General features: G+C 41.3%; 13 protein-coding genes and 2 tRNA genes. 3 read left to right on the top strand and 12 right to left on the bottom strand.

Annotation, left to right across the window (positions count from 1 at the left end):
• Nucleotides 1–183: 183 nt before the first annotated feature.
• Together V7137_RS26215 and V7137_RS26210 are read left to right on the top strand one after the other, a co-directional pair.
• A complete protein-coding gene (locus V7137_RS26215) occupies nt 184–906 on the top strand; it encodes a CPBP family intramembrane glutamic endopeptidase (RefSeq protein WP_335700791.1) in 723 nt (240 codons plus the stop codon).
• The gene (locus V7137_RS26210; protein WP_335700790.1) at nt 903–1,115 is read left to right on the top strand and encodes a YdiK family protein; all 213 of its coding nucleotides are present in this window, start codon (nt 903–905) and stop codon (nt 1,113–1,115) included. Before V7137_RS26215 ends, V7137_RS26210 begins: the two co-directional genes overlap by 4 nt.
• 67 nt (nt 1,116–1,182) lie before the next feature.
• Here the strand turns inward: V7137_RS26210 and V7137_RS26205 are convergent, their stop codons facing one another.
• The 6 genes from V7137_RS26205 to moaC all read right to left on the bottom strand — a co-directional run bounded on the left by V7137_RS26205 (nt 1,183) and on the right by moaC (nt 6,127).
• The gene (locus V7137_RS26205) at nt 1,183–2,700 is read right to left on the bottom strand and encodes an MDR family MFS transporter (protein WP_335700789.1); all 1,518 of its coding nucleotides are present in this window, start codon (nt 2,698–2,700) and stop codon (nt 1,183–1,185) included.
• A 12-nt stretch (nt 2,701–2,712) separates the two neighbouring features.
• Nucleotides 2,713–3,423 (bottom strand): cytoplasmic protein, encoded by a 711-nt coding sequence (locus tag V7137_RS26200; protein WP_335700788.1) that lies wholly within the window; start codon nt 3,421–3,423, stop codon nt 2,713–2,715.
• 14 nt (nt 3,424–3,437) lie between these two features.
• On the bottom strand, nt 3,438–4,157 hold the full coding sequence (locus V7137_RS26195) for a polymer-forming cytoskeletal protein (RefSeq protein WP_335700787.1): 720 nt from the start codon (nt 4,155–4,157) through the stop codon (nt 3,438–3,440).
• A gap of 12 nt (nt 4,158–4,169) precedes the next feature.
• Entirely contained in the window at nt 4,170–4,793 is a 624-nt protein-coding gene (locus V7137_RS26190; RefSeq protein ID WP_335700786.1) for a YhbD family protein, read from the bottom strand.
• Nucleotides 4,794–4,934: 141 nt separating this feature from the next.
• Complete coding sequence (locus tag V7137_RS26185; protein ID WP_335700785.1) at nt 4,935–5,594, bottom strand: redox-sensing transcriptional repressor Rex; 660 nt, start codon at nt 5,592–5,594, stop codon at nt 4,935–4,937.
• Nucleotides 5,595–5,626: 32 nt separating this feature from the next.
• On the bottom strand, nt 5,627–6,127 hold the full coding sequence (gene moaC / locus V7137_RS26180; protein ID WP_335700784.1) for a cyclic pyranopterin monophosphate synthase MoaC: 501 nt from the start codon (nt 6,125–6,127) through the stop codon (nt 5,627–5,629).
• 177 nt (nt 6,128–6,304) lie between these two features.
• On the opposite strand from moaC, the gene V7137_RS26175 reads away from it, so the two are divergent.
• On the top strand, nt 6,305–8,224 hold the full coding sequence (locus V7137_RS26175; protein WP_335700783.1) for an ABC transporter ATP-binding protein: 1,920 nt from the start codon (nt 6,305–6,307) through the stop codon (nt 8,222–8,224).
• 281 nt (nt 8,225–8,505) lie between these two features.
• Here V7137_RS26175 and tsaD read toward each other — a convergent pair whose 3' ends face one another.
• The 6 genes from tsaD to V7137_RS26145 all read right to left on the bottom strand — a co-directional run bounded on the left by tsaD (nt 8,506) and on the right by V7137_RS26145 (nt 11,502).
• Complete coding sequence (gene tsaD / locus V7137_RS26170; RefSeq protein WP_335700782.1) at nt 8,506–9,528, bottom strand: tRNA (adenosine(37)-N6)-threonylcarbamoyltransferase complex transferase subunit TsaD; 1,023 nt, start codon at nt 9,526–9,528, stop codon at nt 8,506–8,508.
• A complete protein-coding gene (rimI, locus tag V7137_RS26165) occupies nt 9,525–9,974 on the bottom strand; it encodes a ribosomal protein S18-alanine N-acetyltransferase (protein ID WP_335700781.1) in 450 nt (149 codons plus the stop codon). Before rimI ends, tsaD begins: the two co-directional genes overlap by 4 nt.
• A gap of 12 nt (nt 9,975–9,986) precedes the next feature.
• The gene (tsaB, locus tag V7137_RS26160) at nt 9,987–10,694 is read right to left on the bottom strand and encodes a tRNA (adenosine(37)-N6)-threonylcarbamoyltransferase complex dimerization subunit type 1 TsaB (protein ID WP_335700780.1); all 708 of its coding nucleotides are present in this window, start codon (nt 10,692–10,694) and stop codon (nt 9,987–9,989) included.
• Nucleotides 10,691–11,146, bottom strand: coding sequence for a tRNA (adenosine(37)-N6)-threonylcarbamoyltransferase complex ATPase subunit type 1 TsaE (gene tsaE, locus V7137_RS26155; protein WP_218351249.1), 456 nt, complete (start codon nt 11,144–11,146; stop codon nt 10,691–10,693). Before tsaE ends, tsaB begins: the two co-directional genes overlap by 4 nt.
• Nucleotides 11,147–11,348: 202 nt before the next feature.
• Nucleotides 11,349–11,425: transfer RNA gene (locus tag V7137_RS26150), tRNA-Asp, on the bottom strand.
• A 3-nt stretch (nt 11,426–11,428) separates the two neighbouring features.
• Nucleotides 11,429–11,502, bottom strand: a tRNA-Met gene (locus V7137_RS26145).
• Between the last annotated feature and the right edge of the window lie 102 nt (nt 11,503–11,604).

Genomic DNA, 11,604 nt, shown 5'->3' with positions numbered 1-11,604 from the left:
ACACGATATTCTATACCTCTTTTTTAAAAGTATTTCTAAATTGAAACAATACCGGTTTTAAGAGTAGAATGAAGAATAGTATATATAAAAGGTTTGAGCGTTTTTGCATCCTTGTAAAATGGATGATTATAAATGACCTATTCGACCAAAAATATAAAATGGAATCTAAAGGGGACTAGATAGTTGAAACGAAATTATTGGATGATTATGGTTGTTTACATTGCTATGCAGTTTTCCAGTCTTATCGGAGTACCACTCTTTTTGTATGGCTTTAAATATTTTGGAATCAATCAAAGACTTGCTGTTCCTTCATGGCTCCTCGCTAGTTTTACGATTGCTTTATTCATCATTATTTTTATGTTGCGAAAGGAAATGAACAATCGCGACTTTAGAAAGAAGGGCGGTTCAATTGGTCATTCGGTGATATGGGCTATTGCCGGCATCTTCCTTGCGCTCTTTGCCCAATACGTTGCCGCAATTATCGAGAACTTATTAGGGGTGGAAATGGGGTCTGAAAACACAAAAGACATACTAACCATTATCGAGGCCTTCCCATTGGCAATCATTGTAACGAGCATCATTGGACCAATTCTAGAAGAAATCGTTTTTCGAAAAATCATTTTCGGATCGCTTCATAATCGATATAACTTCTTTATTTCGGCACTTATCAGTTCGGTCATTTTTGCTGCAGCGCATATGGAGTTCCAGCACATTTTGCTTTATTCAGCGATGGGCTTTACCTTCGCCTTTCTTTATGTGATAACAAAATCCATTTTTGTACCAATCTTTGCCCATGTGGCCATGAATACCTTGGTTGTCTTGGTTCAGTCTGTTTACAAAGACGATATTGAACGACTGCAAAGACAAGCTGAGGCAATTCAAAATTTTATCGGAGGCTTTCTATGAGACGTTCACCCTTGTTTTCCGGCTTGATTTACTTTCTCCTCGGCGCCCTATTTACTTACTTTGCCATCGATCATGTCCAAAGTAATGGCTGGGGATTCTTCAGCTACCTGCTTATCCTGTTAGCCACCTTCGACTTTGGCTCAGGCCTAAAAATGATCATCTTTTACATCAAATACAAAGATAAGTTAAAGAAGCAGAAAAAAAATTAGGTGTCAGGCACCATGTGAAATTTTCACATGGTGCCTGACACCTTTTCTTATTCTTTTGCTTTTACATTTATTTTGACGTCTCCTCGCTTCGGTTTAGGACCATCCGCTCTTTTCCTAGGATGAAGATAAAGAGGAAGGCGAGGCCTGCGGGGACGAGTGCCCATGTAAAGGTGTGAACGATGGAACTTGAGAGTGCTTCTGTTATTTTATCGAGAATCTGCGGCGGGATTAATTTTCTTGCTTCTTCCGATAAGATTGCGCGAGAATCCCCGAAGGTCTGCCCCTTTGGAATCGGCCCCATCCCAGCAAAAGCATGTTCCAACCCTTCTTTGAGATCACTTCGTTGGATCGTTCCAAAAATCGTGATCCCGATTGTCATACCTAAGGAACGAATAAAGTTACTTGTCGATGTAGCTGAGCCCCTTTGCTCGATTCCAAACGGATGAATTGCTGCCATGCTTAACACGGAGAAAGAGAAGCCCACCCCTAGACCAATGATAATCATGTAAAGCGTCAACACCGCTCTCTTTGTATCAGGTGTAATCGTGCTCAATAACAATAAGCCGCCAATCAAAATAACTCCGGATATAAACATTATGTTCCGATAACTCATCTTCGTCGTCAAAAAACCGCCCGCTTGTGCGGTAACAACTGAACCGAGCATCATTGGCAATAAGATTAATCCTGAATTGGTGGCCGTACCGCCATAAACCCCCTGCACAAAAATCGGGATATAAACGGTCGAGGCCATAAATGCTGCCCCGTAAAATAAGCCCACAATCGTACTCCCTGCAAACAGGCGGTTCCTAAACATTGAAAACGAAATAATTGGATCCTTCGCTTTTGCCTCCACAAATAAAAAGATTAAAAACAGAATGGCGAAGCCTGCAAACAAGCTGAGGATTACGCTTGAATTCCAGTCATATTTTTGTCCGCCCAGTTCGAGCGCAAACATTAAACATACCACTGCGCCGACCAAGGTCACCGCCCCTGACCAATCAATTATTTGCTTTTTGTGAATCGGTGATTCCTTATAAGAAATGATAATAAAAATGAATGATAAGATCCCTAGTGGTAAATTGATATAGAAAATCCAATGCCAGCTGATATAGTCAGTAATATAGGCGCCAAGCAACGGACCAAAAATACTCGATAATCCAAAAACGGCTCCGAATAGACCGCCCATTTTTCCGCGCTTTTCAGGCGGAAACAAGTCAAACATAATCGTAAAGGCAATTGGGACAAGCGCCCCGCCGCCAATCCCCTGAATCGCACGATAAATGCTCAATTGGGTGATCGTTTCAGCTGTTCCACACAAAGCGGAACCCCCCATAAACAAGATCAGGCCTAAAATAAAGAATCTTTTGCGGCCGTACATATCGGATAACTTACCGAAAATAGGCATCCCTGCCATTTCCGCGACCATATAGGCAGACACAACCCAAACAAAGCTCTCTAGACCGCCAAGATCGCCCACAATCGTCCCCATCGCCGTAACGACAATCGTATTATCCATCGAGGCCATCAAAATCCCCAGCAATAATCCCGCAACAACCAATCCTAATTTACTTTCTTTCGTTACCATCCCATTTCTCCTTTATATCTTTGTCGTTGTTTTTATCGTTGCCTTTGGATCATGTGTGAAATCTTCCCTGTATTCCACTACTCCGATTTGGCAGCCCGGGCCGATTTTAACCTTGTTGCCTCTGACAATATCGGCCTCTGTATTTTCAAGGTAGATGTCATCCCCTTCAATGACTTTTGCACTAAGGGAGCCTACCTCTTTTCCGAAGGGTAGAAATGTGTTACTCCTTTTTTTCACCGTTATTCTTCCGCCGCCAATTTCCTCAGCATGGCTCTGTCCAAAACGCAGACCTACCTTAATCGTATCCGCCGTAAGTAATCCTTTGATTTCAAATCCGCCACTAGAGTCAAATGTCTCATACTCCACATCGCCATTCACGGAGATACTTCCCTTTATACTCGCTTCATCACCTGATAATCTCCCCCCGACTTCCAGCAATCCAAAAATCTTTATTTTCTTTAAGGAAGCATTTCCGCCAATCATCATGGTTCCCATGACAAGGGTATCGTCAGCCTCTAAATCCCTTTTGACCTCGGCTTCGCCGAATACTTTAACGAAGCCCGTCTTTACATTCTCTTCGGCTTCACTTGTTCCATAAACGTGAAATGCATCGCATTCGACATCATTCACAATGGTTCCTTCCCCGCGAATACTAATTTTATCGTAACGGCCGCCAGGGTAACTTCCCGTGCCATTGATGATCAGATTTTCACTCTTCTTCATTTTCTTAACCCCCTTTAAACCTTTCTGTTTTCAGCAACAACGGCCTTTTTATCAATCGAACATTCCTCTGTGTATTCAACTAAACCAATTTGACAATTAGGACCAATCGCTACTTGGTTCCCGCGGACAATTTTAGCGATTGTATTTTCAACTTCAATTTTGTCCCCTTCAATTAATTCTGTTTCCAGCTGCGGTTTAAAAAATGATTTAAGCAAATTCCCGATTAGTGATCCCTTCGCCTTTACCACAATCGTTTGCCCGCCAATTTCTTTCGCTTTACACTCTCCAAACATCTTTATGTTAATTTGGTCTGCATTTAGAAGCCCGCCAATGGAAAACTGCGATTCCGCTTTAAAGATTTCCGCTTCACAATCCTCCCCCACCGTAAGGGTCCCATGGATTTTGATTTCCTCGCATTTGACCCTGCCGCCAACAGTTGCTTTACCATTGACCTTTACCTTTTCTGCTGACAGGTTTTTATCAATTCTTGCTGACCCGTCGACTGTAATGAACTGACTGTCGATATTCCCTCTGAATCTCCCGTGCCCATTTACTTTTGTTTTTTCAGAAACGACATTTCCATTGATAATACCTGAACCATTACAATCAAGATCCACGCATTCTAAATCGCTGTTAATCGTCCCTCTGCCATTTATGGTGACAACGCGGAACTGGCCCCCATTGGATGCACCGAAACCATTAATGACCAAGTCTCCCCTGCTTTTCGTATCCATTGTCATTCTCCTTTATAATAATTTCGCTTTAATTTCTTCCATGCAGGTCATCAACGATAACGTTGCGACTACTTTCGTTCCCCGTTCAAAATGATATTCTTCTACATTCATTAATAGAAGGCAGGAGGACATCCCCAGTTTTCGAGTAATGACCAACTCACAGCTTTTTTGCTTAATTAACGCTGCATGGTCCTTTAACACCTGCAAGACCATTTTTCCTTCCTCCAAGTTAATTTCACCCGATTGAAGTAATTTTTCTAAAACGAACACTTCCAGCATTCTTGTAAAATTAAATTGCAGACTGCCCTTTTCCTGCTCTAGGTAAAAATCGACAACCGCAGTCGAAACAATGTTACGTTTTATTAGTTCATCTTTGCTATAATTTAAATTCGCCACATTGGGTGAAAACATGTCTGCTAGTTCATCCAAGGATAAATTTTCTTTCATCGTTTGGATTTTCTCGATTCTTTCTAGGATTTTCTCCTTTGGAAAAAATGTTTCCTGTCCTGTAAACGTGGACTTGCGCACAAACCATTCTTCTGGAATTAGATCCTTCCGTTTCCAACGATAAAGCTGGCCATAGGATATTCCTGCTAACTCTAATAGGCCTTTCTTTGAGATTAACTCCTCGCTCATATTAAAAACCCCTTTCCACATACAATGTAACATAACACTGTTACGCATGTAAAGTGCAATTGTAAATTTTAGGCCGTCCTAGTTATTATGAACAAAAAAAGGGCCTTCACGTTGATTAAACGCGAAAAACCCTTTTATATCTTATACTTCTTCCTCGGCTTCCACTGTCGGATAATGCTTTAAAAAATAGACAAGCGATTGCAGCTCTACAGCTAAGTCAATATGATGGACCCTAATAAGTGGAGGGACGTTCAATCGTGCTGGAGTAAAGTTTAATATCCCCTTAATATTCGATTTCACAAGTCGGTCCGTAATCATTTGCGCCACTGGAGCCGGAACCGTTAAAATGGCTACTGAAATATCTCCCTCAGATAAAACCTTCTCCAATTCATCCATATGATAAACTGGAACCTCGCGAATCTTAGTTCCCATCTTATCTGGATCCACATCAAAAGCACATTCTATTTTCGTGTTATTATTTTTTAAAAAATTATAATTTAAAAATGCTGTACCCAGATTCCCTACCCCTATTAAAGCAACCTTTGTTAATTCATCCTGGTCCAAGGTTTTACGGAAGAAGGATATCAAATAATTAACATTATATCCATAGCCCTTTTTCCCCAACGCCCCGAAATAAGAAAAATCGCGTCGAATGGTGGCTGAGTCTACCTTTACTGCTTCACTAAGTTCGGCTGAAGAGACCCTTTGCTTACCGGAACTATGGAGGTTTTTTAGAAATCGGTAATAGAGGGGCAGCCGTTTTGCTGTCGCCTGTGGTATTTTCATTGTTTCATTACTCATAATCTCCCACACCCCATGGATAATTTAGTTAACTATAATGTAACTCTCTCGTTTCTCTTAAAATCGCCATTTTTGCCGCCCGTTTTTTCGACAAGATACGTTGGTCCAATCACCATACCTTTATCAACGGCTTTACACATATCGTAAACCGTTAATGCACACGCTGAAGCGGCTGTTAACGCTTCCATTTCTACACCTGTATTCCCCGTAGTTTTAACGGCTGCAGCAATCATTAAACGATAGTTCTCATCCGGCTCTTGTTCCCAGGAAAAAGAAATATTAATCCCTGTTAATGGAATCGGATGGCACATCGGAATCAAATCCCAAGTTTTCTTTGCGGCCATGACAGCAGCTACCTGGGCAACTGCTAAGACATCGCCCTTTTTCATCTCATTATTAGTAATTTTATCATAAATTTCTTTACTAACGATAATGCTGGAATGAGCAAGTGCCGTCCGTGCCGTTTCAGGCTTATCACTGATATCGACCATTTTTGCTCGGCCTTCTTCATTAAAATGCGTAAACTCTGCCATAAAAAAATCCTCCTATCAAATCATACACTATTTTCCCCTATATGTGTGTGAAACTTTGAACTAAATATTGGGTTTTTTGCCGAGTTAAGACACTCATCCTTCTAATCTGCTCAGCAGTTTATTGCCGACATACCGGGAATAAGGTACACTAAATCTATGTAATAGAGGTGAATGAGAATGATTTTGTTACAAGTTAATCAACTACAAAAATATTATGGTGCTGACCTTATTTTATCGAATATTAAACTAGAATTACAAACTAGAGACCGTGTGGCTCTGGTTGGACGCAACGGGGCAGGAAAATCGACTTTATTGAAGATTATTGCTGGTCACCTGTCGCATGATGGCGGAGAAATCATTAAGCCGAAAGAAGTAACAATAGGCTATTTAGCCCAAAATACGGGTCTTGAGTCTTCCTTGTCGATATGGGAAGAAATGCTGACTGTTTTTGAACCGCTGCGTTTAATGGAAAAATCACTCCGGACCCTTGAAGAGCAAATGGCCGATCCCCATGTTTTTGAAGACAATGTGAAATACGAAAGAATCCTAAAAGAGTATGATCATCTGCAAGTGAAATTTAAAGAGCAGGGTGGATACCAGTACGAGGCCGAGCTGCGCTCTGTCCTTCATGGACTCAATTTCCCTGATAAATCCTTGATGATATCCAGTTTAAGCGGCGGGCAAAAAACTCGCCTTGCCCTTGGTAAGCTGCTTTTAACCAAACCCGATATCTTAATATTGGACGAGCCGACTAACCACCTCGATATCGATACACTTTCCTGGCTGGAACAATATTTGCAAAGTTACCATGGGGCCATCTTAATTGTTTCTCATGACCGGTATTTTTTAGATAAAGTGGTTACCCAAGTATATGAAGTTTCCCGTAAACAAATCCAAAGGTTTACAGGCAACTATAGTTCATATCTTGATCAAAAGGCTGCTAACTATGAGCGTGATTTAAAGCTTTTTGAAAAACAACAGCAAGAGGTTGCTGACTTGCAGGACTTTATCAACCGGAATTTAGCACGTGCATCGACAACAAAACGTGCCCAAAGCCGTCGCAAAAAACTGGAGAAGATGGACCTGATGGACCGCCCTTTAGGGGATGAAAAATCAGCTGCTTTTTCGTTTGAAATCGAAAAACAAAGCGGCAATGATGTTCTAACGGCCGATTCCCTGGCTGTAGGTTACCAGGGCGAAAGGGTTTCAGAATCCATTTCTTTTCGAGCCTTTAAAGGAGAAAGCATTGCCTTGGTAGGGCCGAATGGAATCGGTAAATCTACTCTATTAAAAACTATTATTAAAAAACTGCCTGCCCTTGAAGGAACAATCCTTTATGGGACAAACCTTTCCATCGGCTATTATGATCAGGAACAGGCGGAACTAACTTCCAATAAGCGTGTTTTGAATGAGCTCTGGGATGATTATCCTTTAAAAAATGAAAAAGAGATTCGAACGGTACTAGGTAATTTCTTATTTTCCGGTGATGATGTTTTAAAAATTGTTTCAACCTTAAGCGGCGGGGAGAAGGCTCGGCTAGCATTGGCTAAGCTTATGTTGGAAAAAGCGAATGTTTTAATTTTGGATGAGCCTACGAACCATTTGGATTTAGATAGTAAGGAAGTTCTTGAGAATGCATTAATCGATTATCCTGGGACGATTCTTTTTGTCTCCCATGACAGGTATTTTATTAACCGGATTGCTACAAAGGTCTTGGAACTAAGCCGTCATGGAAGTACGGAGTATTTAGGGGATTATGATTATTATCTCGAGAAGAAACTTGAGCAGGAAGAACTTGCCGCACTTGCCTTCGCTGATTCTCCAAAAAAGTCAGCACAAACAGAGGATTTTGATAAAAATACTTATCAACAGGATAAGGAAAGCAAGAAACAAGAACGTCAGCGAAAACGAAAGTTAGAAGAAGTGGAACAAAGAATTGAAGAGTTAGAAGAACAAATTCAGGAATTCGAGCGGCAATTATGCGATCCTGGCGTTTTTCAAAATCATGAAAAAGTATTAGAAATCAACATTAAAAATGAAAAAGTGAAAGCGGAGCTCGAGCAATTAATGGAAGCATGGGCGGAGTTGGCAGAGTAAAAACCGAGCATTGCTCGGTTTTTTCTATTCGAAAAGACATATATCGACAACATTCGATAAAAGGAGTTTGGAGAAAAATTATACACTTTTCCACAATCTTATTCACATTGTAAACAGAGTCGTTTCAATGTTTTTTTTACTTTTCCACAATATCCACAATAATTACCTTACTTATCCACATTATACACAGGAAACAAGTCACTTATCCACATTCAAACCATTTTCAACGGATATTTAGAAAATCTTATCAACAAAAAAACTCTTCTTATCCAGAAGAGTTTTTAGTTATATAGTTCAATATCGAGTCCAGGATTGGCGTTTAACGTCAAATTTGCTCGAATTCCTTTTTCAAACATCACACTGCCAGCGGCACCAATCATGGCCGCATTATCCGTACACAAAGATAATGGCGGAATCACTAATTCAATCCCTGGCTTTGCTGAAAAGGCCTTTTCTAACGCATGTCGCAGCCCTTTATTGGCGGCTACCCCGCCCGCTACTAATACTTGTTCCACACCGTATTCCGTAACAGCCTTTTCCGTTTTTGTGACTAACACTTCAATGACGCTGTCTTGAAAGCTGGCAGCCAAGTCTTCAGGGGCAATCACTTCTCCGCGCTGTTCGGCATTATGGACTGTATTAATAACGGCTGATTTTAAACCGCTAAAGCTAAAATCATACGATCCTTCCTCCAACCAAGCCCGTGGTAAATTAATTGTTGGATTTCCGGCCTGCGCCAAGCGGTCAATATGAGGTCCGCCCGGGTAGGGCATGTTCAATGTTCGTGCAACCTTGTCGTAGGCTTCGCCTGCTGCGTCATCCCTCGTTTCCCCGATCACTTCAAAATGACCATGTTCCTTCATATATACCAGTTCAGTATGCCCGCCTGAAACGACGAGGGAGAGGAGCGGAAATTTCATTTCCGTTACCAACCTATTAGCATAAATATGTCCTGCAATATGGTGAACGGGCACTAGTGGCTTGTTTTGCGCAAAAGCCAGAGCTTTTGCGGCATTTACACCGATTAACAAGGCACCGACTAGTCCCGGCCCCTCCGTAACAGCAATGGCATCAATCTCAGCAAATGTAAGATTTGCCTGTTTCAATGCTTCCTCCGTCACGATGGTAATTTGCTCTACATGGTGGCGGGAAGCAATTTCCGGAACAACCCCGCCAAAACGTTTATGACTTTCAATTTGCGATGCCACTACATTCGCTGCAATTTCACGGCCATTTTTTATAATGGCAACAGCAGTCTCATCACAACTCGTTTCAATTCCCATAATCCATTGATCTTTTTTCATAATTTTACCCACATCACTAAACCATCTTCCTGATTATCAGAATAATAATTTTTACGGATTCCGCCATTTTGAAAGCCTAGCTTTCGATAAAGAGATTGTGCCACATGATTGGACACACGCACTTCAAGAGTCATGGTTTTTGCTCCCATCTCTCGGGCTGTTGACATCATTTTTGCCAATATGGCTTCCCCAAGTCTCCTGCCCCTATATTCAGGCAAGATCGCAACATTCGTTACATGGGCCTCGTCAATGACAATCCATGCCCCGCAGTATCCGAGGATTTTATTATTTTCCTCTAGAACGATATAAACTGCAAATCGATTATTGTGTAATTCATTATAAAAAGCTTCACGACTCCATGGTGTAGTAAAGGATGCATGCTCTACTTCTAAGATCTGGTCAATGTCCTCTTCCCTCATGTTACGAAAAACAAATGAATCTACCATAACTCTCTATTCCTATCCATTTAATATTTTTCCTTTCGCTTCTAACCATTTCGCTTCTGCTTCAGCCAGACGAATATAATTTGGAACAAAAGAATGAATGTCCTCTCCAGGTTTATCTTTACCCAGAAGGGCAAGTTCGGATGGACGCGGATTATGTTCCGTAATAGCCGCAAAAACCGCCTGCGATCCCAATTGGGCTTCGATAGCTGATTGATGGAGTGGTAAATCGTTTCCGATAAATAAGATTGATTTTCCAGCCTCTTTTAGGGATTCAGCCCAATCTGCTAACATGACTAAGCGATCCTCTTTAACCGCTAGTAGTTCATTGCCTTGATTCTGGTACAAGCCAGTATATACTTGTCCCCTTCTAGCATCAAATATAGGCGACACATAGCCATCTAAATAACGGCTGACACCCGCTGCTAGTATTTCAAGGCTTGAAATACCTACAAGTGGAATGTTTAAGGTCCATGCTAACGTCTTCGCAATAGTTACTCCAATTCTAACCCCTGTATAGGAGCCTGGTCCTTTGGCTACGACAATCTTCGTTAAATCCGCAGGCACCCGCTCACAATCTTTCATAAGGGTTTGAATAGCAGGCATAATCCGAACAGAATGGTTCTTTTTTAAATTGGTTATATATTCTCCAAGTACTTGATTCTCTTCAATAAGCGCTACTCCTAAGGCATAGTTAGAAGTATCAATCGCTAATATCGTCATGAAAAAATCTCCTTACATAATTGCTCATATCTTTTTCCTTGCGGGACGAAAACCATTCTTCTTTGGTCCCCTTCTTCACGATACAAGTAGATGGTCAGTCTTTCCTGCGGGAGCTGCTCCTCAATTAAATGTGCCCATTCTACTACCGTCACGCCATCCCCTTCAAAGTACTCATCAAAACCCAGGTCTTCAAAGGCATCTGCCACCCGGTAGACATCCATGTGAAATAAGGGCAACCTCCCCTTATATTCTTTAATAATGGTAAATGTCGGGCTGTTCACCGTTTTCTTGACCTCTAATCCTTTAGCCAACCCCTTTGTGAAGGTTGTCTTTCCAGCACCTAGGTCCCCTTCCAGTGCGATGACATCCCGAGGTTGTAAGAACCCCGCCAACTTTTTAGCAAACTGAAAAGTCTCCTCAGAATCGGTTGTCTTTCGTTCGAATTGATTCATTCAATCACCTTTTTATTTTAACATCATAGTACATATCTTCATTTTACCTTATTTATGTGCAAAAAAACCTTAGGATCTCTCCTAAGGATGCCTATTCCATATGTAGTTTACCTGATTTTTTATAAATGAGCAAAAAGCTGCTGTTGATTAAACTGCATAAAAAAAGACGAAACCTTGTTTCGTACTCATTTTACAATATAAATGGCGGTCCGGACGGGACTCGAACCCGCGACCTCCTGCGTGACAGGCAGGCATTCTAACCAACTGAACTACCGGACCAGATTGCGGGGACAGGATTTGAACCTGCGACCTTCGGGTTATGAGCCCGACGAGCTACCAGACTGCTCCACCCCGCGACGATAAAAAAAACATATAAATTACTGTACCATACTATTATATTACCTAGACATAAAATTATGTATGGTATTTAAAATAATACAGCCTGGCAACGTCCTACT

Source organism: Neobacillus drentensis (assembly GCF_036962765.1).
GTDB lineage: Bacteria > Bacillota > Bacilli > Bacillales > Cytobacillaceae > Neobacillus > Neobacillus drentensis_C.
This window is presented reverse-complemented; position numbering and strand designations above follow the sequence as displayed.

Bases quoted from the DNA above. Each gene is read 5' to 3' on its own strand.
- V7137_RS26210 (WP_335700790.1), top strand. From the start codon at position 903: ATGAGACGTTCACCCTTGTTTTCCGGCTTGATTTACTTTCTCCTCGGC.
- V7137_RS26205 (WP_335700789.1), bottom strand. From the start codon at position 2,700: ATGGTAACGAAAGAAAGTAAATTAGGATTGGTTGTTGCGGGATTATTG.
- V7137_RS26200 (WP_335700788.1), bottom strand. From the start codon at position 3,423: ATGAAGAAGAGTGAAAATCTGATCATCAATGGCACGGGAAGTTACCCT.
- V7137_RS26195 (WP_335700787.1), bottom strand. From the start codon at position 4,157: ATGGATACGAAAAGCAGGGGAGACTTGGTCATTAATGGTTTCGGTGCA.
- V7137_RS26190 (WP_335700786.1), bottom strand. From the start codon at position 4,793: ATGAGCGAGGAGTTAATCTCAAAGAAAGGCCTATTAGAGTTAGCAGGA.
- V7137_RS26185 (WP_335700785.1), bottom strand. From the start codon at position 5,594: ATGAGTAATGAAACAATGAAAATACCACAGGCGACAGCAAAACGGCTG.
- moaC (WP_335700784.1), bottom strand. From the start codon at position 6,127: ATGGCAGAGTTTACGCATTTTAATGAAGAAGGCCGAGCAAAAATGGTC.
- V7137_RS26175 (WP_335700783.1), top strand. From the start codon at position 6,305: ATGATTTTGTTACAAGTTAATCAACTACAAAAATATTATGGTGCTGAC.
- tsaD (WP_335700782.1), bottom strand. From the start codon at position 9,528: ATGAAAAAAGATCAATGGATTATGGGAATTGAAACGAGTTGTGATGAG.
- rimI (WP_335700781.1), bottom strand. From the start codon at position 9,974: ATGGTAGATTCATTTGTTTTTCGTAACATGAGGGAAGAGGACATTGAC.
- tsaB (WP_335700780.1), bottom strand. From the start codon at position 10,694: ATGACGATATTAGCGATTGATACTTCTAACTATGCCTTAGGAGTAGCG.
- tsaE (WP_218351249.1), bottom strand. From the start codon at position 11,146: ATGAATCAATTCGAACGAAAGACAACCGATTCTGAGGAGACTTTTCAG.